Annotated in this window: 17 protein-coding genes; 12 read left to right on the top strand and 5 right to left on the bottom strand. The window is 70.6% G+C overall.

Going from position 1 to position 21,198, the window contains the following annotated elements:
- The first annotated feature begins 257 nt into the window (after positions 1–257).
- The 6 genes from EEY80_RS11535 to EEY80_RS11510 all read left to right on the top strand — a co-directional run bounded on the left by EEY80_RS11535 (position 258) and on the right by EEY80_RS11510 (position 6,134).
- Entirely contained in the window at positions 258–2,144 is a 1,887-nt protein-coding gene (locus EEY80_RS11535; RefSeq protein WP_407920731.1) for an extracellular solute-binding protein, read from the top strand.
- Positions 2,141–2,269, top strand: coding sequence for an entericidin A/B family lipoprotein (locus EEY80_RS11530; protein WP_126976726.1), 129 nt, complete (start codon positions 2,141–2,143; stop codon positions 2,267–2,269). The genes EEY80_RS11535 and EEY80_RS11530 overlap by 4 nt, the downstream gene beginning before the upstream one ends.
- A gap of 87 nt (positions 2,270–2,356) precedes the next feature.
- The gene (locus EEY80_RS11525; RefSeq protein WP_126976725.1) at positions 2,357–2,692 is read left to right on the top strand and encodes a hypothetical protein; all 336 of its coding nucleotides are present in this window, start codon (positions 2,357–2,359) and stop codon (positions 2,690–2,692) included.
- Positions 2,693–2,782: 90 nt separating this feature from the next.
- A complete protein-coding gene (locus EEY80_RS11520) occupies positions 2,783–4,066 on the top strand; it encodes an MFS transporter (protein WP_126976724.1) in 1,284 nt (427 codons plus the stop codon).
- Between the two features lie 189 nt (positions 4,067–4,255).
- Positions 4,256–4,918 carry a DsbA family oxidoreductase gene (locus EEY80_RS11515; RefSeq protein ID WP_126976723.1) on the top strand — a complete coding sequence of 221 codons (663 nt, stop codon included), beginning with the start codon at positions 4,256–4,258 and terminating at the stop codon, positions 4,916–4,918.
- Entirely contained in the window at positions 4,908–6,134 is a 1,227-nt protein-coding gene (locus EEY80_RS11510) for a multidrug effflux MFS transporter (RefSeq protein ID WP_235829806.1), read from the top strand. Before EEY80_RS11515 ends, EEY80_RS11510 begins: the two co-directional genes overlap by 11 nt.
- 1 nt (position 6,135) lies before the next feature.
- Here EEY80_RS11510 and mfd read toward each other — a convergent pair whose 3' ends face one another.
- On the bottom strand, positions 6,136–9,681 hold the full coding sequence (mfd, locus tag EEY80_RS11505) for a transcription-repair coupling factor (protein ID WP_126976722.1): 3,546 nt from the start codon (positions 9,679–9,681) through the stop codon (positions 6,136–6,138).
- Between the two features lie 161 nt (positions 9,682–9,842).
- Here mfd and EEY80_RS11500 point away from each other — a divergent pair, with 161 nt between their 5' ends.
- Positions 9,843–10,589, top strand: a complete 747-nt coding sequence (locus tag EEY80_RS11500; protein ID WP_126976721.1) for a heparan-alpha-glucosaminide N-acetyltransferase — start codon at positions 9,843–9,845, stop codon at positions 10,587–10,589.
- On the opposite strand, the gene EEY80_RS11495 is transcribed toward EEY80_RS11500, so the two are convergent.
- Positions 10,586–11,107: a component of SufBCD complex gene (locus EEY80_RS11495; protein WP_126976720.1), complete on the bottom strand. Its 522-nt coding sequence runs from the start codon at positions 11,105–11,107 to the stop codon at positions 10,586–10,588. The genes EEY80_RS11500 and EEY80_RS11495 overlap by 4 nt on opposite strands.
- A 176-nt stretch (positions 11,108–11,283) precedes the next feature.
- Between EEY80_RS11495 and hemB the strand changes: the two genes are divergently transcribed.
- Together hemB and EEY80_RS11485 are read left to right on the top strand one after the other, a co-directional pair.
- Positions 11,284–12,279, top strand: coding sequence for a porphobilinogen synthase (hemB, locus tag EEY80_RS11490; RefSeq protein WP_126976719.1), 996 nt, complete (start codon positions 11,284–11,286; stop codon positions 12,277–12,279).
- A gap of 196 nt (positions 12,280–12,475) precedes the next feature.
- Positions 12,476–13,078, top strand: coding sequence for a lipid-binding SYLF domain-containing protein (locus EEY80_RS11485; protein WP_126976718.1), 603 nt, complete (start codon positions 12,476–12,478; stop codon positions 13,076–13,078).
- 93 nt (positions 13,079–13,171) lie between these two features.
- Here the strand turns inward: EEY80_RS11485 and EEY80_RS11480 are convergent, their stop codons facing one another.
- Positions 13,172–15,721, bottom strand: coding sequence for a penicillin-binding protein 1A (locus EEY80_RS11480; protein ID WP_126976717.1), 2,550 nt, complete (start codon positions 15,719–15,721; stop codon positions 13,172–13,174).
- 434 nt (positions 15,722–16,155) lie between these two features.
- Here EEY80_RS11480 and EEY80_RS11475 point away from each other — a divergent pair, with 434 nt between their 5' ends.
- Complete coding sequence (locus EEY80_RS11475; RefSeq protein ID WP_164738229.1) at positions 16,156–16,827, top strand: DUF1236 domain-containing protein; 672 nt, start codon at positions 16,156–16,158, stop codon at positions 16,825–16,827.
- A gap of 66 nt (positions 16,828–16,893) precedes the next feature.
- On the opposite strand, the gene EEY80_RS11470 is transcribed toward EEY80_RS11475, so the two are convergent.
- Both EEY80_RS11470 and EEY80_RS11465 read right to left on the bottom strand, forming a co-directional pair.
- A complete protein-coding gene (locus EEY80_RS11470) occupies positions 16,894–17,718 on the bottom strand; it encodes an alpha/beta fold hydrolase (protein ID WP_126976715.1) in 825 nt (274 codons plus the stop codon).
- A gap of 26 nt (positions 17,719–17,744) precedes the next feature.
- Complete coding sequence (locus EEY80_RS11465; protein ID WP_126976714.1) at positions 17,745–18,503, bottom strand: DsbA family protein; 759 nt, start codon at positions 18,501–18,503, stop codon at positions 17,745–17,747.
- Positions 18,504–18,684: 181 nt separating this feature from the next.
- On the opposite strand from EEY80_RS11465, the gene EEY80_RS11460 reads away from it, so the two are divergent.
- Together EEY80_RS11460 and EEY80_RS11455 are read left to right on the top strand one after the other, a co-directional pair.
- On the top strand, positions 18,685–19,833 hold the full coding sequence (locus tag EEY80_RS11460; protein ID WP_126976713.1) for a pyridoxal phosphate-dependent aminotransferase: 1,149 nt from the start codon (positions 18,685–18,687) through the stop codon (positions 19,831–19,833).
- Between the two features lie 107 nt (positions 19,834–19,940).
- Entirely contained in the window at positions 19,941–21,194 is a 1,254-nt protein-coding gene (locus EEY80_RS11455) for an N-acetylmuramoyl-L-alanine amidase (RefSeq protein ID WP_235829805.1), read from the top strand.
- Positions 21,195–21,198 lie beyond the last annotated feature (4 nt).

Genomic DNA, 21,198 nt, shown 5'->3' with positions numbered 1-21,198 from the left:
CGTCTGCCGAAAGCCTTCCCGAAGCCGTGACGGCGGCCGGGGCGCGCGATGTCGGCAGCCGTCTGCGGCCAAAAAAAACGCCCGCGCAAGGCGGGCGTTAAGTCGTTGAGGCAGGTTTCATACAGGCAAGAAACCTATCGAGCAGTGCCCCGTTTATACGACCTTCCGCCGATGGCTCCAAGCTAAAAGTTTGAAAAGCCACGCCCGAGGCGATAGCGTCGCGGCCTGAAATTACAGGCAGGAAGGCAGATCCGCCCATGACTTACCGCCCTTCGGGACCGCCGGCCGCCCGAGTCGCCCCGCTGATCGCAGCCTTGTGTCTTGCGATTCTTGCGGCGGTGATTCCCCAGGCGGCGCGGTCCCAGGATCCGCCTGCCGCGGGTGCATCGCCCGCGCATGGCATCGCCATGTTCGGCGATCCGAACCTGCCGGCGGGATTCGCGCATCTGCCCTATGCGAACCCCGACGCGCCCAAGGGCGGGCGGATCGTGATGGGCGAGCCGGGCAGCTTCGATTCGCTCAATCCCTTCATCCTGAAGGGCCGCGCTCCCTTCGCCCTGCCCCGCCACGTGACCGAGACGCTGATGATCCGGTCCATCGACGAACCCTTCACGCTGTACGGGCTGCTGGCGGAGTCGGTGACGACGGACGCGGCGCGCAGCTTCGTCGAGTTCACCCTGCGCCCCGAGGCGCGGTTTTCCGACGGCAGCCCCGTCACCGTCGAGGACGTGATCTGGAGCTTCCGCACGCTGGGGACCGAGGGGCATCCGCTCTATCGCGGGGCCTGGACGAAGGTGGCGGACATCACCTCGCCGGGCTCGAACCGGGTGCGGATCGACTTCAGGGAACCCGACCGCGAACTGGCGCTGCTGATGGGGCTGCGCCCGGTGCTGAAGAAGGCGCAATGGGAGGGGCGCAGCTTCGCCGACTCGACGCTGGAGGCCCCCATCGGCTCGGGCCCCTATGTCGTCGACAGCTTCGAGCCCGGCCGCTTCATCACCTTCCGCCGCAATCCGGACTGGTGGGGCAAGGATCTGCCGGTGAACCGGGGGCTGCAGAACCTCGACGAGATCCGCTACGAGTTCTTCACCGACCAGAACGTGATGTTCGAGGCGTTCAAGGCCGGGGCGCTGGATGTCTGGCGCGAACAGAGCGCGCAGCGCTGGCAGACGCGGTTCGACTTTCCGGCGCTGGCCCAGGGCCGCGTGGTGCAGGAGGAGATCCCGCATCGCCGCCCGGCGGGCATCACCGGGCTGGTCTTCAACACCCGGCAGCCGATCTTCGCCGACTGGCGGGTGCGCGAGGCGCTGACCCTGTCCTTCGACCACGAATTCATCGCGCAGACGCTGACCGGCAATGCCGATCCGCGCATCGGGTCGTGGTTCGCCAATTCCGACCTGGCCATGCAGCCCGGGCCGGCCAGCGGGCGGGTGGCCGAACTGCTGGCCCCCTTCGCCGCCGATCTGGCCCCCGGCACCATCGAGGGCTATGCGCTGCCCGTGGGCGACGGCCGCGGCAACCGCGCCAACCTGCGCCGGGCGATGGCGCTGCTGGAAGAGGCGGGCTGGACCATGCAGGGCGACCGGCTGCGCAATGCCGCGGGCCAGCCCTTCCGGTTCGAGATCCTGTTGCAGCAGGGCGGCGGCGAGGTCGTCACCCTGTCCGAGACCCACCAGATCACCGACATCTGGATCGAGGCGCTGCGCCGCATCGGCGCGGAGCCGGTGGTGACGATGGTGGACGCGCCGCAATTCGTCGCCCGCACCAACAGCTATGACTTCGACGTGACCTGGTACACGCGGGCGCTGTCGCTGTCGCCGGGGAACGAACAGATGCTCTATTGGGGTGCGCGCGGGGTGGACGAGCCCGGCACGCGCAACTGGATGGGCATGGGCTCGCCCGCCGCCGAGGCGATGATCCGCCACATGCTGGAGGCCACCGATCCCGAGGAATACCGCGCGGCGGTGCAGGCGCTGGACCGGGTGCTGTCGGCGGGTCGCTGGGTGATCCCGGTCTGGTATCAGCAGGTGTCGCGGATCGCATATGCGGCGGATCTTCACCATCCCGAAGCGATTCCGCTATACGGCGACTGGCCGGGCTTCCTGCCCGATGTCTGGTGGCGCGCAGCCGGGGGAACGGAATGACAAGATCGGCACGGAACATGGTGGTGGCGGGGCTGCTGGCGCTGGCACTGGCGGGCTGCAACACTGTCGAAGGATTGGGCGAGGATGTCAGCGGCGGCGCCCGCGCCGTGCAGAACATGATGTGACCGGCCCGGCCCGGACCTATCTTTGCACGCGGCTGGAACCGGGGCAGACTCGGGGCCGTTATCCGCCCGCGAAATGGAGGCAGGCGCATGAAATGGCATCACGTTCAGGAAAACTGGGCCGCGTTCTTCGACGCGATCACCGACCGCTGGCCCGAGGCCGATGAGGCCGAGCTGGAGGATATCGACGGCGACCAGCGCGCCTTCGTCACCTATATCGCAGAGCTGACCGGGCAGGAAACGGCCGAGGCGGCGCAGGAAATCCGCGACTGGCTGACGGGCGAGCTGCCGTCGGACGTGGTGATGGACCCGCGCCACGACGACCATTCCATCGCGCTGTCGGGCAAGTTCATGCCGGAAGGCGAGGACGAATACGACGACGACGCCCGCTATGGCGACGATGCCGAGGACGGGGACCGGGGCTGAGCCGGCGGACCGGGGGCGCGGCTTGACAGGCGCCGCACGGCGGCCTTAGCTGCCCCTGCCCGACCTGACGTCCGGGATCTGGGTCCCGGAATGCAGACGCCCTCCCCCGCCCCCTTGCCCGCCGCCTTTCACCGCTTCGTCGCGGCCAGCGGGCTGTCGAACCTGGGCGACGGGATCGCGACGCTGGTTTGGACCTGGGCCGCGACGCTGCTGACCCGCGACCCGCTGCTGATCGCCGCCGTCCCCGTGGCGCTGCGGATGCCCTGGTTCCTCGCGGCGATTCCGGCCGGCATCGTCACCGACCGTACCGACCGCCGCCACCTGATCCTCGGCATGGATGCGGCGCGGGCCGTGCTGTTCGCGCTGGCGGGGCTGGCGCTGTGGGCGGCCCTGCCGCTGGCGCCGCCGCCGGATCGCGGCACCTCGGCCCCCGGGCTGTTCGCGCTGCTGATGGCGGCGGCGGGGCTGGTGGGCCTGGCGGAGGTGTTCCGCGACACGGCGGCCCAGACCATGCTGCCCGCGCTCGTCGGCCGCCACCGGCTGGAGGCGGCGAACGGACGGCTGTGGAGCGCGGAGTTTCTGGGCAATGCGATGATCGGCCCGGCCCTCGGGGCGATGCTGGTGGCGCTGTGGCTGCCGCTGCCCTTCCTCGGCAATGCGGCGGCCTACCTTGCGGCGCTGGCGCTGCTGATACCGCTGGCGGGTCCGTTCCGCGCCAGCGGGCCGGCGGACGGGGTGGCGCGCAGGCGCGACTGGCGGGCGGAACTGCGCGAGGGGCTGGCCTTCCTGCGCGGCGCGCCGCTGCTGCGCAGTCTCGCCTGGATCACCGGCGGCTGGAACCTGCTGTGGCAGATGGCGACGGTCGCGCTGCTGCTGCGGGCGCAAGAGGTGCTGCACCTGTCGGCCCCGGTCTACGGGCTGGTGCTGGCCGGGGGCGCCGCGGGCGGCATCGCGGGCGGCTTTGCCGGCGAGGCCGTCGCCCGGCGCTTCGGCGCCTCGCGCAGCGCGCGCTGGTCGCTGGCGGCCTGCACATTGGTGTTTCCCGGCATGGCGCTGGCGCCGGGGCCGGTATCGCTGGCACTGGTGCTGGCGGCTTTCGAGTTCACCGGCATCGTCTGGAACACCGTCTCTGTCGCCTATCGCCAGCGCCATATTCCCGATGCGCTGCTGGGGCGGGTGAACAGCCTCTACCGGCTGGTCGCCTGGGGGATGATGCCGCTGGGGCCGGCGCTGTCGGGGGTGATCCTGCGCTTGGGCGATGCGGTCCTGCCGCGCGAAACGGCGCTGGCCCTGCCGCTGATACTGGCGACGGCCGGGTCCGCGGCGCTGACCTGGGCGGCCTGGCGGCCGCTGGGGGGCGATTTCGGCCGCTGACCGGCCCACAGCGTGCGCCAGCGCACAGGTTACCGCGCCTTGCCCTCGGCCGCGCGCGGGCGTAAGGCGGGCAGGTCATGTCAACAGCAGCAGCGGGCCACCCGTACGCGGTGCCCCAACCGGCGTCGGGTACCGCAGCGCGCGGCCGGGGCGCCGCGCCACCACCGCCAGCCATGAAGGGCCCGCCGCATGATCCGTCTCGACATCATCGCCGATTTTGCCTGCCCCTGGTGCTATCTGGGCAAGGCCCTGCTCGACCGCGCGCTGGAGTCGCGGCCCGATCATCCGTTCCGGGTGGAATGGCATCCTTATGAGCTGAACCCCGAAATGCCGAAAGAGGGGATGGACCGCCATCTCTACCTGTCGGCGAAGTTCGGCGACCTGGACGGCATCCTGCGGGCCCATCGCCCGCTGGTCGAGATCGCGGAAAAGGCCGGGGTCGCGCTGAACCTGCCGGGCATCGCCCGCACCCCGAACAGCTTCGACGCGCACCGGCTGGCGCATTGGGCGGCGCTGGAGGGCCGGCAATCGCCGGTGGTGGCCGCGATCTACCGCGCGATGTGGCGCGACGGGCGCGACATCGGCCATCCCGGGACGCTGGCCGACATCGCCGCCGAGGCCGGGATGGACCGGACGCTGACCGAACGGCTGCTGGCCTCGGATGCCGATGCCGAGGCGATCCGCGCCCGCATCGACCATGCCCGCGCGCGTGGCGTCAATTCCGTGCCGACCTATATCGTCGCCGACCGGCATGTGCTGATGGGCGCGCAGCAGCCCGACCTCTGGACCCAAGTGATCGACGAAATCCGTGGCGGCCCTGCCGCGGCGGCAGGAGAACCCGATGCCGACTGACACGACTTCGCCCGCACTGACCGGGCGCCGGCTGCCCCTGCCGGAATTCACCGCGATGATCGCGCTGCTGTTCGCGACCGTGGCCTTCTCCATCGACTCGATGCTGCCCGCGCTGCCCGAGATCGCGGCCGAACTGGTGCCCGGCGACGTCAACCGCGCCCAGCTGATCCTGACCGCCTTCGTCTTCGGCATGGGGGTCGGCACGCTGTTCGCCGGTCCGATCTCGGATGCCATCGGGCGCAAGCCCACGCTGATCGGGGGGCTGACGCTCTACATCCTCGGCTCGATCCTCGCGATGTTCGCCGACACCATCGAATTGCTGCTGGTGGCCCGGGTGCTGCAGGGGCTGGGCGCCGCCTGCCCGCGCATCGCGGCGCTGGCAGTCATCCGCGACCTCTATGCCGGGCGCGAGATGGCGCGCGTCACCTCCTTCGTGATGATGATCTTCATCCTGATCCCGGCCGTGGCGCCGCTGATCGGTCAGGGGATCATCGCGGTGACCGGCTGGCATGGCGTCTTCGGCGCCTTCGTGGTGCTGGCCCTGGTCGGCGGCAGCTGGTTCAGCATCCGCCAGGTCGAGACGCTGCCCGCCGAACGCCGCCGCCCGATGACCGCCGGAAGCCTCGCCACCGCCGCGCGCGAGGTGCTGTCGAGCCGCGAGGTGCAGCTTTACACCCTCGTGCTGACGCTGGGCTTCGGGCAGATGTTCGCGATGATCTCCTCGGCGCAGCAGCTGTTCGACGTGACCTTCGACAGGGGCGACAGTTTCCCGCTTTGGTTCGCGGTGATGGCCGTTCTGGCGGGCAGCGCCTCGCTGATGAACGCCTCGATGGTGGTCCGCTACGGGATGCGCCGGATCGCCACCACCGCCTATGTGACCCAGTCCGCCGTCTCGGCGGTGATGCTGGTGCTGGTGATGGGCGACCTGCTGCCGCCGGGACTGCTGTTTCCGGCCTATTTCGTCTGGATGACCAGCGTCTTCTTCATGGCGGGCGTCACCTTCGGCAATCTCAACGCGCTCGCGCTGCAGAAGATGGGCCATATCGCCGGGATGGCGGCCTCGATCGTCTCGGCGGTCTCGACCGTCCTTGCCACGGTGATCGCGGCGCCGATCGGGCTGATGTTCGACGGCACCGGCCGGCCCCTGGTGCTGGGCGTCTTCCTCTGCTCGGCCATCGCGGCGCTGCTAATGCGCCGCTCGGCCCGCTTCGACTGAGCTAGCGCCGCGCCGGGGCCGGCTTCGGCGCGGGGCGCGAGGCCGGTTTCGCCGCCGCGGGCTTCGCGGCGTCGGGCGCGGGCTTGCCCGCCTTCTTCGCCTCGATCAGCTTTTCCGCCAGATCCTTGGCGATGGCGAAGCTGCCCTTGATCCGCTCGGCCTCGGTCGGCCAGTCGCGGGCCAGCACGATCTTGTTGTCCTTGATCCGCGCCGATGCGCCCTCGCCCTGCACGAATTCCACCAGCCCGGCGGGGTTGGCGAACTTGTCGTTGTGGAACTGCACCGTCGCGCCCTTCGGCCCGGCATCGAGCTTGGCGATCCCCGCCCGTTTGCACATCGCCTTGATGCGGATCACCAGCATCAGCGTGTTGACCTCGCGCGGCAGCGGGCCGAAGCGGTCGATCAGCTCCGCCGCGAAGCCTTCCAGCTCGACCTTGGTCGTCAGCTGCGACAGCCGGCGATAGAGCCCCAGCCGCACGTCCAGATCGGGGATGTAGTCCTCGGGGATCAGCACCGGCACCCCGAGGTTGATCTGCGGCGCCCATTGGCCGTCATCCTCGACCGTGCCTTGCAGCTCGCCCGATTTCAGCCGGGCGATCGTGTCCTCCAGCATCGCCTGATAGAGTTCATACCCCACCTCGCGGATATGGCCCGACTGTTCCTCGCCCAGCAGGTTGCCCGCCCCCCGCAGGTCCAGATCCTGCGAGGCGAGCGAGAAGCCCGCGCCGAGACTATCGAGCGAGCCGAGCAGCCGCAGACGTTTCGTCGCCGCCGGCGTCAGCGGCGCGCGGGGCTTCGTCGTCAGGTAGCAATAGGCCCGGGTCTTGGCCCGGCCCACCCGGCCGCGGATCTGATACAGCTGGCTCAGCCCGAACATGTCGGCCCGGTGCACGATCATCGTGTTGGCGGTGGGGATGTCGAGACCGCTTTCGACGATGGTCGTGGCCAGCAGCACATCGTACTTGCCGTCGTAGAAGGCGTTCATCCGGTCGTCCAGCTCGCCCGCCGCCATCTGGCCATGGGCGGTGACGAAGCTGACCTCGGGCACCTGATCGCGCAGGAAGGTCTCGATCCCCTCCAGATCGGTGATGCGGGGCACGACATAGAAGCTTTGCCCGCCGCGGTAATGTTCGCGCAGCAGCGCCTCGCGCACCGTCACCGCGTCGAATTCCGACACATAGGTGCGGATCGCCAGCCGGTCGACCGGCGGGGTGCCGATGATCGACAGGTCGCGCACCCCGGTCAGCGACAGTTGCAGCGTGCGCGGAATCGGCGTGGCGGTCAGGGTCAGGACATGGATTTCCGACCGCATCTCCTTCAGCCGTTCCTTGTGGGTGACGCCGAAATGCTGTTCCTCGTCGATGACCAGCAGGCCGAGGTTGCGGAACTTCACCGCCTTGGCCAGCACCGCATGGGTGCCGATGACGATGTCCACCGTACCGTCGGCCAGCCCTTCGCGGGTCTTCGCCGCGTCCTTGGCGGTGACGAAGCGGCTGAGCGGGCGCACCGTCAGCGGCGTGCCCCGGAAGCGTTCGGCGAAGGTCTTGTAGTGCTGGCGCGCCAGCAGCGTCGTGGGCGCGATCACCGCGACCTGCGCCCCCGCCATCGCCACGACGAAGGCCGCGCGCATCGCCACCTCGGTCTTGCCGAAGCCCACGTCGCCCACCACCAGCCGGTCCATCGGCGTGCCGGATTCCAGATCGTGCAGCACATCCTCGATGGCCGACAGCTGGTCATCCGTCTCTTGCCAGGGGAAGCGGGCGCAGAACGCCTCCCAGTCATGGCCGGGCGGCTCCATGATCGGGGCGGCGCGCAGGTGGCGTTCGGCGGCCACCCGCATCAGCCGTTCCGCGATCTGGCGGATGCGTTCCTTCAGCGCCGCCTTCTTGGCCTGCCATGCGCCGCCGCCCAGCTTGTCGAGCAGCCCTTCCTCGTGGCCATAGCGGCTGAGCAGTTCGATGTTCACCACCGGCAGGAACAGCCGGTCGCCGCCCGCATATTCCAGCGACACGCATTCGATGGTGCTGCCGGTGACGGTCAGCGTCTCCAGCCCCATATAGCGGCCGACGCCGTGATCGACATGCACGATCAGGTCGCCCGGAGACAGGGATTGAGCTTCGGTCAGGAAGTCCTTGGCACGCTTGGACTTCTTGGCAGGTCGGATCAGCCGGTCGCCCAGCACGTCCTGTTCCGACACGACGGTCAGGCCCTCGGCCTCGAACCCCTGTTCCAGCGCCCAGACCCCGAGGAACAGCCCGCCGCGCTTGCCCTGCGGCAGCGGCGGCAGGTCGCGGATGTCGCGGATCTCGACCGCGCCGCCGAGGCCCTCGTCGGCAAGCAGCCCCTTCAGCCGTTCGCGCGCCCCGTCGGAATAGGAGGCGACGACGACATGGCCCTCTTGCGACCGCTTCTGAAGATGGTCGGCCAAGGCCTCGAACAGGCTGATATTTTCCAGCTGGCGTTCCGGGGCGAAGCTGCGGCCGATCCGCCCCCCGGCATCCAGCACGCCCAGACCCACCGGCTGCGCCAGCACCGACAGCTGCACCACCCGCCGCCCCGACAGCGCCGCCTCCCACCCCGCATCGTCGAGGTAGAGCAGCCCCGGCGGACAGGGCTTGTAGACCGTGTCCACCCGGTCCTTGCGGCGCATCGCCTCGCGCCGGCTGTCATACTGGTCGGCGATGCCTTCCCACCGCGCCCGCCGTGCCGGGTCCAGCTGGTCGTCGAACATCACCGAGGCGCCCGGCAGGTAGTCGAAGATCGTATCGAGCCTCTCGTGAAAGAAGGGCAGCCAGTGTTCCATCCCGGCATGCTTGCGCCCGGCGCTGACCGCCTCGTACAGCGGGTCGTCGCTGCCCGCCGCCCCGAACTCGATGCGGTAGTTCTGGCGGAAGCGGGTGATCGAGGCCTCGTCGAGGATCACCTCGGAGACCGGCGCGAATTCCACCGCCGCCAGCTTGTCCGTCGTGCGCTGCGTCGCCGGGTCGAAGCGGCGCGCCCCGTCCAGCACGTCGCCGAACAGGTCGAGCCGCACCGCCCCGGTGGCGCCCGGCGCGAAGATGTCGATGATGCCGCCGCGCACGGCATAGTCGCCCGGTTCGCTGACGGTGGAGGTTTGGGAAAACCCCATCCGCACCAGCCAGTTGCGCAAGGCGGGCTCGTCGATGCGGCCGCCGACCCGCGCGGTGAAGGCCGCGCCCGCGATCGCCTCGCGCGCCGGCAGCCGCTGTGTCGCGGCGTTCAGCGTGGTCAGCAGCACCACCGGCGCCGGCAGACCGCGCGCCAGCGCCGCCAGCGTCGCCATCCGCTGGGCCGCCACGTCGGGATTGGGCGACATCCGGTCATAGGGCAGGCAGTCCCAGGCCGGGAACACCAGCACCGGCACCTCGGGCGCGAGGAAGGCCAGCGCGGCGCGCATCGCCTCGAGCCGCTTGTCGTCGCGCGCGACATGGATGGCGGGCTGGCCGCGGTCGAGCTCGCGGGCCAGAAGGCGGGCGTCGAAGCCTTCCGGCGCACCGGAGAGGATGAGGGGGCGAAGCGCGGTCATGGCCCTGACCTATCCGCGCGCGCGGCATTGTCAACGGGGCCGGAACCGCGCAAGGAGACGGTGAGCGGGTCGGCAGGGGGGCTTTCTGCCCCCTCTTGCGGCTGGCGCCGCAATTCACCCCCGAGGATATTTGGAAACAGAAGATGCGGGCAGAGGCTGGAATGACGGAGGAACCGGTGCGGCCGGCGGCGCGGGGCCGGATCCTGTGGCTGGATACGGCGCGCAGCGCGGCGCTGGCCGGGATGGTGCTGTTCCATTTCACCTTCGATCTGGAAATGTTCGGGCTGCTGCCGCCGGGCACGACCAGCAGCGGCGGATGGGCGGTCTTCGCGCGGATCGTGGCGGGCAGCTTCCTGTTCCTCGCCGGGATCGGGCTGTGGCTGGCGCAGGGGCAAGGCGGCGGCATCCGCTGGCGGCCCTTCCTGCGCCGGCTGGCGCAGATCGCGGCGGCGGCGGCGCTGATCACGGCGGCCAGCCGGATCGCGGTGCCGGGCGCCTATATCTTCTGGGGCATCCTGCATTGCATCGCCGCGGCGAGCGTGATCGGGCTGGCCTTCCTGCGCCTGCCCGCCGGGATCACCGCGCTGGCGGCGGCGGCGGCGCTGGCGGCGCCGCGGCTGCTGACCGCGCCGGGCTGGGATCTGGCCCCGCTGGGATTCCTCGGGCTGGGGGCAGAGACGCCGATCACGCTCGACTATGTGCCGCTGTTCCCCTGGCTCGGGCCGTTCCTCGCCGGGCTGGCGCTGGCGCAGGCGGCGGGCCGGGCGGGGCTGTGGCCGCGGCTGGCGGGGGGACCTGCCCTGCTGGCCCGGCTGGGCTGGCCGGGGCGGCATTCGCTGGCGGTCTACCTGCTGCACCAGCCGCTGCTGGTGGGGCTGCTGTGGCTGGCGCTGCGGCTGCGGGGCTAGAGAACGGCGAGGTTGAGGTTCATCAGCATGCCCCAGCAGCCGGTGACGAAGATCGAGACCAGCCCGATCGCCTGCACCGTCATCCGGTGACGCGCCAGCCGCCGGTGCAGCGCCGTACCCTCGGACCCGTCGCGGCGGATGCGCCCTGCCATCCGCACCGACAGCGCGCCGACGATGGCCAGCGGGAAGGCGATCAGGAACACCGCCTGCCCGAACTCGATCCCGTAGCCGAAGCCCAGCACCGCCAGCATGGTCAGCAGCGCCGAGACGATGGCCACCAGCGCGTGGCCGGCGGTGCCGAAGATATAGTCGATGCGGTTGAGGTTGACGCGCAGCATGTCGCGGAAGTCGCGTTCCGCGTCGCCGCCATTGCGCCGGGCACGCTGGACCATGTCCCAGGGCACGCCGAGGATCCAGTGCGAGGCGCGCGACCAGGTCAGCGCCAGCGTCAGCCAATACCACAGGTTCGAGAAGGATCGCAGGTCGATCAGCTCGTAGACGAGTGCAGGAAATTCCACTGGCGCCCCTTCGACTGTCCCTGCCGTCGCGGTCCGGCGGCGCATGGCCCGAGGGCGCGGCCGCGGCCCGCCCGGACCGGCCCCGAGACAATCTCGACGCGGCGCTTTCCCTGATGGCTCCAAGGGTGTAACCCCTTCCGCCAAGCCCGCCAAGAGCAGTCGAAAGGCCGAAGCCCGTGCAGATCGTCCCCGCCCCCTTTCCCGCCGCCCGGCTGCGCCGCCTGCGCCGGACGCCCGCGCTGCGCGACCTGGCGCAGGAACACCGGCTGACGGCCAAGGACCTGATCTGGCCGGTCTTCGTGACCGACCTGCCCGGCGCGGATGTCGAGATCGGCTCGATGCCCGGGGTGGCGCGGGTGACGGTGGACGGCGCGGTGCGGGCGGCGGAACGGGCGGCGGACCTAGGCATTCCGGCGATCTGCTTGTTCCCCTATACAGACCCCGCGCTGCGGACCGAGGGCTGCGAGGAAGCCTGGAACCCCGACAACCTGTCGAACCGGGCGGTGCGGGCGATCAAGGCCGCGGTGCCCGACGTGGCGGTGATGACCGACATCGCGCTCGACCCCTATAACGCCAACGGCCATGACGGGCTGGTGCGCGACGGCGTGATCCTGAACGACGAGACGGTGGAGGCGCTGGTGCGGATGGCGCTGGCACAGGCCGAGGCGGGGGCCGACATCCTCGGCCCTTCGGACATGATGGACGGGCGGATCGGCGCCATGCGCGCGGCGCTGGAGGCGGCGGGCCATGCCGATGTGGCGATCCTCAGCTATGCAGCGAAATATGCGAGCGGCTTCTACGGCCCGTTCCGCGACGCGGTGGGCGCCTCCGGCCGGCTGGTGGGCGACAAGAAGACCTATCAGATGAACCCCGCCAATGCCGACGAGGCGATCCGGCTGGTGGCGCGCGACCTGTCGGAGGGCGCGGACATGGTGATGGTAAAGCCGGGGATGCCCTATCTGGACATCTGCCGGCGGGTGAAGGACAGCTTCGGCGTGCCGACCTATGCCTATCAGGTGTCGGGCGAATACGCGATGATCGAGGGCGCGGTGCGGGCGGGCTGGCTGTCGGAAGCGGTGGTGGCGGAAAGCCTGCTCGGCTTCAAGCGGGCGGGCTGCGACGGCATCCTGACCTATTTCGCGCCCCGGATCGCCGCGGCGCTGACCGGCTGAGCGGCCTGCCTCAAGCCCCGCGTCAAGCCCCGCCCCGCGGCGCCGGCGCGAATTCGCCCGCGGCCTGCCGAGGCGGATGACATCTGAACCGGTTTCCCCTATCCTTTGTGCGGATCGGCCGGGACAGGCCGACATGATGAGGTATGGCACCCGCCGGCAGGGCCGGACGGGTGCGGGGCAGCATGAGGGACAGGCGATGACGGCAATCATCACGCAAGGCGCATCCGTGCGGGCCGCACCCGGGCGGCGCGGCGTTCTGAAGGGCATCTTCGGCGGCGGTCTGGCGGCGCTCGGGCTGTCGGCCTGCGGCAACGGCATCGGCAACAGCAATGCCCAGCAACTCGACGCGCGGGTGGACGCGACCCGCGACTATCTGCTGAGCCGCTATCCCGGCACGCAGGAGCTGATGCAGAAATCGACCGGCATCCTCTACATGCCGCTGATGACCGAGGCCGGCCTGGGCTTCGGCGGCGCCTATGGCCGCGGCGCGCTCCGGATCAACGACGTGACGGTGGATTACTACTCGGCCGCGCAGGCGAGCTTCGGGCTGCAGATCGGCGCGCAGCAATATGCCCATGCGCTGTTCTTCATGACGCCCGAGGCGCTGGCGCAGTTCCGCGCCTCGCCGGGCTGGGTCGCGGGGGCGGATGCCAAATATGCCGCCGCCGATCAGGCCGGATCGCTGGGGACGGACACCACCACCTCGCTGTCGCCGGTGATCGCGCTGGTCTTCGGCCAGGCGGGGCTGATCGCCGGCGCCACCGTCGAGGGCACGAAATACACGCGGATCATTCCCTGACATCCGCGCGGGTCACGACTGCGGCGCTGACGTAACAGGCGAAGGGCCGTCCCGGCGGGGCGGCCCTTCGCACGACCGGTCTGTCCGGCTCTCTCAGTACAGCCCGCCCGAGGACAGCGTGCCGAAATCGGCCTTCTTCGGGATCACGCGGGTCTGGCCGGTCGAGGTGGTGACCTGCGTGACCTCGCCCGTGCCCGTCTCGCCATAGGCGTAGAGCGGCAGGTTCTGTCCCATGGCGAAGCCGCCGTCGACATAGTTGCCGATCATCAGGAACGGGTCCTCGCCATCGCGGAAATATTCCGACACGACATAGTCGCCGACGGCATTGTCGGGCAGGCGCGCGCCGGTGAAGCGGTCGATCTTGATGAAATGCCCGCCCGGCGGGACGCGGAACTTGCCGCCGCCATATTCCTTGATCGCCTCTTCCATGAAGCTCTGGAACACCGGGCCGCAGGTGCCCCCGCCCGAGACCGAACCGAGGCTGCGCGGCTGGTCATAGCCGATATAGCAGCCCGCCACGAGGTTCGACGAAAAGCCGATGAACCACACGTCCTTGGAATCGTTGGTGGTGCCGGTCTTGCCGGCGATCGGCACCGGCAGGTTGATGCCGCGCGCCGTGCCGCGCTGGACCACGCCTTCCATCATCGAGGTCAGCTGATAGGCGGTGATCGCGTTCATCACCCGTTCGCGGTTCGAGGCGATGCGCGGCGCCTCGCCCGCCGGCAGCGCCTCGGCCCGGCAATCCTCGCACAGGCGCTGGTCGTGGCGATAGACCGTGCGACCCCAGCGGTCCTGCACCCGGTCCACCAGCGTCGGTTCCACCCGCTCGCCGCCATTGGCGAACATCGCGTAGGCCGCAACCATCTGGAACAGCGTCGTTTCCTGCGCGCCGAGCGCATTGGCCAGGAAGGGCGACATCGGGTTGTAGACCCCGAAGCGTTCGGCATACTGCGCCACCGTCTCCATGCCGATCTCCTGCGCGATCCGGACCGTCATCAGGTTTCGCGACTGTTCGATCCCGGTGCGCAGCGGCGTGGGCCCATAGAACTTGTTCGAGGCGTTCTTCGGCGTCCACAGGCCCTGCGGCGTCATCACCTCGATGGGGGCGTCGACGACGATGGTGGCCGGGCTGAAGCCGGAATCGAGCGCCGCCGCATAGACGAAGGGCTTGAAGGATGATCCGGGCTGGCGCATCGCCTGTGTCGCGCGGTTGAAGACCGAGGACTGATAGGAAAAGCCGCCCTGCATCGCGATGACGCGGCCGGTGTTCACGTCCATCGCCATGAAGGCGCCCTGGATGTCGGGCACCTGCCTCAGCGACCAGCGCTGGAATTCGCCGGCGTCGTTGGTCAGTTCCTTGACCAGCACCACGTCGCCCACCGCCAGCAGGTCGCCCGCCACCCGCGCCTGCGGGGCGCGCTGCGATCCCGGCATCAGCTTGCGTGCCCAGGTCACGTCGTCATCGGGGATCCAGTGGCCGTCCTCGTCATCGGCCACGCCCTCGATGCCGATGCGGGCATCGCGTTCGCCCACCTGCAGCACCACCGCCGGATACCAGCCCTCGATGTCGCGCGGCACGTCGACCGAGGCCAGCGCCGCGCGCCAGGCCTCTTCGCTGCCCAGTTGGTCGGCGGGCACGGTCTTGCCGGTGCCCTCCCACAGCCCGCGCGAACGGTCGTATTTCTCCAGCGCCGAGCGCAGGGCCCGCGCGGCAACCGCCTGCATGTCGGGGTCCACCGTCGCGCGGATCGACAGGCCGCCGCCGAAGAATTCCTCCTGCCCGAAGCTGCGCGACAGCTGGCGGCGAATCTCGTCGGTGAAATAGTCGCGCGGCGGCAGTTGCTGGCGGAAGGCCGGGAAATCGCCGTTCTGGACCGAACGCAGCGGCTGTGCGGCCTCGGACCGATAGGTGGCCTCGTCGATATAGCCGTTCTGCCACATCTCGCGCAGGACGTAGTTGCGCCGTTCCGTCACCCGGTCCTTCGCGGTGACGGGGTGATAGCGCCCCGGCGCCTGCGGCATTGCGGCCAGCGTCGCCGCCTCATGCGGGGCAAGCTCGGCCAGCGTCTTGTTGAAATAGGTCTGGGCCGCGGCGGCGACGCCGAAGCTGTTCTGCCCGAGGAAGATCTCGTTGAGGTAGAGTTCGAGGATCTTCTCCTTCGGCAGCGCCTGTTCCACCCGGGTGGCGAGGATCAGTTCCTTGATCTTGCGTTCCGCCGAACGGTCCGAGGACAGCAGGAAGTTCTTCATGACCTGCTGGGTGATGGTCGAGGCGCCGCGCACCGTCTCGCCCCGGGTGCGCACCGCCTCGACCCCGGCGGCGACGATGCCGCGCGCGTCAAAGCCGCGATGGTGCCAGAAGTTCTTGTCCTCGGCCGAGATGAAGGCGTCCTGCACCACCTGCGGGATATCGGCGATGGGCACGAACAGGCGGCGTTCCTCGGCGAATTCGTCGATGATCCGCCCCTCGCCCGAATAGATCCGGCTGATGGTCTTGGGCGAATACTGCGCCAGCTGTTCGTGGTTCGGCAGGTCGCGCCCGTACATCCAGAACACCGCGCCCACCGACAGCGCGATGAAGGCCGCGCCGATGGTGATGGCGGTGAAGATCGCGCCGATGAAGTTCAGCAGGAAGCGGATCAAGGGCAGGCTCCGGTCAGCGGGCCGCGCGGGGACGCGGGCGGGGTCAGGCTCGGCAGGGCGGCAGCGGCGATGCGGCGACCGCCCGGCAGGGGCGAAGACCCCGGCGCAGGCAGCCCCGGGGCGAAGGTGCGGCCTCTATAGCCGGGGGCGCGGCGGCGGTCAAAACAACTCGCCGTCACGCAGCGTTTCGGATCGGGCGGAAATCCGCCCCGATGGCCCGGCGCGCCCGCCCGCCCCGGGAACGCCGCATCGGGCGCCGGGTTGTGATGCCGACGCGGCGCAAGCCGCCTGCACAGGGACCGTCACATGCCCCGACCACGGAACATCCCAAAGGGCTGGCGCCGGTCCCTGTGCAGGCCGTCCGCCGCGGCACGGGCCGCGGCCCGCAGCGATCTGCGGGCCCGCCGGCCCATGATCCAACACAGGAGCACATCATGAAAACCCGCTTCATCACCGCGATCGTCACCGGTTCCGCGCTGCTTGCCGGGGCGGCCGTGGCGCAGACCACCACCACCGTGCTGACCGGCTCGCTGGCCGGAGGCGCGCCCATCGTGGCCGGGCCCGGCGCCGATTTCGCCGTCGTCGCGGAACTGCCGGGCAACACGCCCTTCACCGTCGATGGCTGCAACGCCACCGGCGACTGGTGCCAGATCTCGGCCGCGGGCGCGACCGGCTGGATCCGTGCCGACGCGCTGCGCATCGACGCGGCCACGGGCAGCTATGTCCTGTCGCAGCGCCCCGCCGACGTGACCGTCCGCACCATCGAGACCACGGACAACAGCGCCCGCAACGGCGCGGTGGGTGGCCTGGCCGGGGCGGCGACCGGCGCGGCGGTGGGCGGCCCGGTGGGCGCCGCCGTGGGTGCGGTCGTGGGCAGCGTCGGCGGCGCGGGCCTGACCGAGCCGTCGACCGAGGTCACCACCTATGTGACCACGAACCCGGTGGCCCCGGTCGTGATCCCCGGCGCGGTCGAGGTCGGCGCGGTCCTGCCCGACACGGTGGTCGTGACGCCGGTGCCGGAATCGGACTTCGGCTATGTCTATGTGGACAGCACGCCCGTCGTGGTCGATGCCGATACCCGCACCGTGGTGCGCGTCATCAACTGATCCGGCGAACAGCGCAGGATGAAGGGCGGGTCCGGCCGGGCCCGCCCTTTTCGCCGGCGCAGCGGGTCAGGCGAGCCGGCGCAGCAGCGCCGCAACGATCGCTTCCGGACGGTCGTCCTGCACCAGATGCCCCGCCCCGGGCACCGGCAGGACCGGCGCGTCCGAGATCAGCGCGGCAAGCCTTTCGCCCGTCGCGTAGGGGATCCAGGCATCCTGCTGCCCCCAGAGGACCGTCACCGGGCAGTCGAGCCGGCCGAGCCGGTCCGCGATCTCGTCGGTGAAGCGCTGGTCCATCTGCGCGATCTGCCGGTAGAAGGCGGGTTGCCCCACCGGGCCCAGCCAGGGCGCGCTGTAGATCGACAGCGCCTCGTCCGACAACGGCTGATGCGCGGCCGTCTGCAGGTAGGCGCGCAGGATCGCCCGATGCATGTAGTCGGGCATCCCGGAAAAGGCGGCCTCGTGGTCGCGCACATGCCGCACCAGGGGCGAGCCCCAGGGCGCGAGCGCGACGGCGTCGAAGATCGTCAGCGACCGGTAGCGCAGACCGTCGAGATAATAGCCGCGCAGCGCCGTCGCCCCGCCGAAGTCATGCGCCAGCACATCCGGCCGGTCCGGCCCTCCGTCGAGGTCCCAATGCCGGAACAGCCCGGCCAGAACCCGGTTCTGGATACCCAGCGACACATCCTGCCCCGCCCGCATCTCCGACAGGCCGTAGCCGGCGAGATCGTAGTAATAGACGGTCCGGCGATCCGCGATCTGCGGAAGGATCCGCCGCCAGACCTGCGCCGAAAAGGGCGTGCCGTGGATCGCCACCAGCGGCGGTCCCGCGCCGATGCGGCCCCAGCGAATGGCGTTGCCCTCGACGATGGCGGTGTGCGGCAGGTCCAGCATCGCCGCCCCCCGCTCTGCCACCGCGTTCAGCCCCGCACCTCGGCCACGATGGCGCGCATCTGTTCCTCGGGCAGGTAGCCGCGCACCAGCTGGTCGCCCAGCACGAAGGTGGGCGTGCCTTGGATCTGCAGCCGGTCGGCCAGCGCGTGGTTTTCGGCCAAGACCCGCTCGACCTCGGGCGAGTCCATGGCCGCGGCGATCGCCGTGCCGTCGAGGTCCAGCTCCTCGGCGAAGCGGATCAGGTTCGCCTCGGTCACCTCGCCGCGAAAGCCGGTATAGAACCCGTCATGCAGCGCCTTGTAGGCCTCGGCGCCCGCGACCCGCAGCGCCGCCACGGCAAAGCGCGCGGCCAGCACCGAATCCTCGCCCAGGATCGGGAATTCCTTCACCACATAGCGGATGTCGCCATCCGACTGCACCAGATCGGCGACCTCGGCATGGGCCTTGCGGCAATAGCCGCAGCGATAGTCGATGAACTCGACCAGCGTCACGCTGCCCTCGGGGTTGCCGCCGACCCAGCTGTGCCCGTCCTCGAAGATGGCGGCGCGGTTGGCGGCGACCAGCTCCGCCTCGCCCGCGGCCTGCGCCTCGGCCTGCTGCGCCTCGAGCTCGCCGATCACCTCCATCAGCACGCCGGGGTTCTGCATCAGATAGCCGCGCACCGCCTCGCCGAAGGCGGCGCTTTCCTCGGGCGTCATGGCGCGGATGTCGAAGGCGCCGGCGGGAAGGCCGGACACCGCCAGCGCGGCGGCGAGGATCGAGGGGCGCAGGATGGCACGGGTCATGGGCGGCGGGCTCCGGTTTTCACCCGACTGGCTTGGCACGGATGCCGCGGCCCTGCAACCGTGGCAGGCCTGCCGCGCTGTCGCAGCCCGCCATTGACCTTGGCCGGCGGCTTGCCGAAAAGGGGCCGCGCCCGGCGAACAAGTGCCGGCCGCTCAGGCATTTGGACGGAAGGCGGACGGGATGCGCAGGTCGAGACGCGGCGAGGTCGATCCCTTCATCGTGATGGACGTGATGGAAGCCGCCCGCCGGGCCGAGGCGGCCGGCCGGCACATCATCCATATGGAGGTGGGCCAGCCCTCGACCCCTGCCCCCGCGGCCGCCCGCGCGGCCCTTGCTCGCGCGATGGAGGCGGATGCGCTCGGCTATACCGTGGCGCTCGGCCTGCCGGCGCTGCGGGCCGGGATCGCCGCGCTCTATCGGCGCTGGTACGGGGTGGACCTGAACCCCGACCGGGTGGTGGTGACCGCCGGGTCGTCGGGGGCCTTCCTGCTGGCCTTCACCGCGCTGTTCGACGCGGGCGAGCGGGTGGCGCTCGGCGAGCCGGGTTATCCCAGCTATCGCCAGATCCTGCGGGCGCTGTCGCTGACCCCGGTGGGCCTGCCCACGCGGATCGAGGACCGCTTCCAGCCGCGCCCCGAGGATGTGGCCGCGGCCGAGGACATCGCCGGGCTGATCGTCGCCTCGCCCGCCAACCCCTCGGGCACGATGCTGGCGCGCGGGGCGCTGGCGGCGCTGATGCAGGCGGCCGCCGACCGCGGCATCGGCTTCGTGTCGGACGAGATCTATCACGGGCTGCACTACGAGGGCCGCGCGACCTCGGCGCTGGAGATCGGCGACGAGGCCTATGTGATCAACTCGTTCTCCAAATATTTCAGCATGACCGGCTGGCGCATCGGCTGGATGGTGGTGCCCGAGGATCATATCCGCACCGTCGAGCGGCTGGCGCAGAACATGTTCATCTGCCCGCCCCATGCCAGCCAGATCGCAGCCCTCGGCGCGCTGGAGGCGGCGGAGGAGCTGGAGGCGAACCGCGCCGTCTATGCCGAAAACCGGCGCCTGATGCTCGAGAGGCTGCCGAAGGCGGGCTTCACCCGCATCGCGCCGCCGGACGGGGCCTTCTACATCTATGCCGATGTGTCGGAGCTGACGACGGACAGCCGCGCCTTCGCGGCGGAAATCCTCGACGGCGCCGGGGTGGCGGTGACGCCGGGGCTGGATTTCGACCCGCAGCGGGGGGCCCAGACGCTGCGGTTTTCCTATGCCCGCTCCACCGCCGACATCGCCGAGGGGCTGGACCGGCTGGCGCGGCTCATGGCGCAGCGGGGCTGAGCCGGAAGGCCGCGCGCGCGGGGCCGGATGCCGCAGGCTTCCCGGGTGCATGCGTCCCTCCGGCAGGCTATGATCCGGACCGAACGGGCAAGGGACGACACGGGCGGATGGGGATCTGGGCAAAGACGGCGGGCCGGGCGCGGGTGCTGCTGGCCTGCGTCGCCGCGATGGGCGCGCTTCTGTGCATGACGGAGGGCGCCGGGGCGCAGGGGCGGCAGGAGCTGAGCGCCCTTGCCCGCCTGCGCCCGGCCGAGTCCGGCGTGGTCCAGCGCGACGGCGCCATCGAGGCGACGCTGGCGCTGAGCCAGGCGGTGCCGTTCCGGGTGTTCCTGCTGGACGATCCGCCCCGGCTGGTCGTCGATTTCCGCGAGGTGGATTTCTCGGGCGCCGATGCCGCGGCGCTGGACCGGGCGCCGGGGGTGCTGGACATCCGCTGGGGCACGTTCCGCGCCGGCTGGTCGCGGCTGGTGGCGGAACTGGACGGGCCGTGGCGGATCGACACCGCGTGGCAGGCGACCGATCCGCCGGCGATCCGCATCCGCCTGCTGCCGACCGATGCCGCGACGCTGGCGCGGCTGGCCGCCGATCCCGTCGCGATGGCGGCGGGCTGGGGACCGGCGGGCGCGGCCCCTGCGCCGGTGCGGCCCCGCCGGCGCGACGGGCCGCTGGTGGTAGTGCTGGACCCCGGCCATGGCGGGCTCGACCCGGGGGCCGAGGCCGCGGGGCTGGTCGAAAAGGCGCTGGTGCTGGATTTCGCCCGCGGCCTGCGCGAGGCGCTGCTGCGCGAGGGGATGCAGGTCCGCCTGACCCGCGAGGAGGACGAGTTCATGCCGCTCGATGCCCGCATCTCGGTCGCGCGGGCGGCGGGGGCGGACCTGTTCCTGTCGCTGCATGCCGATGCGCTGGCCGAGGGGCAGGCTTCGGGCGCGACCGTCTATACGCTGGACGAGGCCGCCGCGGACGAGGCGGCGCGGCTGCTGGCGGAACGCCATGACCGCGACGACCTGCTGGCGGGGGTGGACCTGGCCGGGCAGGACGATGCGGTGGCCGGGGTGCTGATGGACCTTGCCCGGACAGAAACGCAGCCCCGCTCCGACCGGCTGGCACAGATGCTGGCCGCGTCCATCGAGGCCGAGGGCCTGCGCACCCATCCGCATCCGGTGCAGGCCGGGGCCTTCACCGTGCTGAAAGCGCCCGACATCCCCTCGGTGCTGCTGGAACTGGGCTTCCTTTCCTCGCCCGGCGACCGCGCGCGGCTGGTGGACTCCGACTGGCGGGCGCGGATGCAGGCGGCCATCGTGCGGGCGCTGCTGGACTGGGCAGAGGCCGATGCCGCCGAGGCGCGGCTGATCCGGCAGTAGGGGG

The organism is Frigidibacter oleivorans (assembly GCF_003993775.1).
Lineage (GTDB): Bacteria > Pseudomonadota > Alphaproteobacteria > Rhodobacterales > Rhodobacteraceae > Frigidibacter > Frigidibacter oleivorans.
The sequence above is the reverse complement of the archived record's forward strand: the minus strand, read 5'-3'. Positions and strand labels throughout refer to the sequence as shown.

Excerpts from the sequence above, each read along its gene's own strand:
- EEY80_RS11455 (WP_235829805.1), top strand. The coding sequence starts at position 19,941 with ATGGGGATCTGGGCAAAGACGGCGGGCCGGGCGCGGGTGCTGCTGGCC.
- EEY80_RS11520 (WP_126976724.1), top strand. The coding sequence starts at position 2,783 with ATGCAGACGCCCTCCCCCGCCCCCTTGCCCGCCGCCTTTCACCGCTTC.
- EEY80_RS11530 (WP_126976726.1), top strand. The coding sequence starts at position 2,141 with ATGACAAGATCGGCACGGAACATGGTGGTGGCGGGGCTGCTGGCGCTG.
- EEY80_RS11475 (WP_164738229.1), top strand. The coding sequence starts at position 16,156 with ATGAAAACCCGCTTCATCACCGCGATCGTCACCGGTTCCGCGCTGCTT.
- EEY80_RS11460 (WP_126976713.1), top strand. The coding sequence starts at position 18,685 with ATGCGCAGGTCGAGACGCGGCGAGGTCGATCCCTTCATCGTGATGGAC.
- EEY80_RS11485 (WP_126976718.1), top strand. The coding sequence starts at position 12,476 with ATGACGGCAATCATCACGCAAGGCGCATCCGTGCGGGCCGCACCCGGG.
- EEY80_RS11525 (WP_126976725.1), top strand. The coding sequence starts at position 2,357 with ATGAAATGGCATCACGTTCAGGAAAACTGGGCCGCGTTCTTCGACGCG.
- EEY80_RS11515 (WP_126976723.1), top strand. The coding sequence starts at position 4,256 with ATGATCCGTCTCGACATCATCGCCGATTTTGCCTGCCCCTGGTGCTAT.
- EEY80_RS11535 (WP_407920731.1), top strand. The coding sequence starts at position 258 with ATGACTTACCGCCCTTCGGGACCGCCGGCCGCCCGAGTCGCCCCGCTG.
- EEY80_RS11470 (WP_126976715.1), bottom strand. The coding sequence starts at position 17,718 with ATGCTGGACCTGCCGCACACCGCCATCGTCGAGGGCAACGCCATTCGC.
- EEY80_RS11465 (WP_126976714.1), bottom strand. The coding sequence starts at position 18,503 with ATGACCCGTGCCATCCTGCGCCCCTCGATCCTCGCCGCCGCGCTGGCG.
- mfd (WP_126976722.1), bottom strand. The coding sequence starts at position 9,681 with ATGACCGCGCTTCGCCCCCTCATCCTCTCCGGTGCGCCGGAAGGCTTC.
- EEY80_RS11510 (WP_235829806.1), top strand. The coding sequence starts at position 4,908 with ATGCCGACTGACACGACTTCGCCCGCACTGACCGGGCGCCGGCTGCCC.
- EEY80_RS11500 (WP_126976721.1), top strand. The coding sequence starts at position 9,843 with ATGACGGAGGAACCGGTGCGGCCGGCGGCGCGGGGCCGGATCCTGTGG.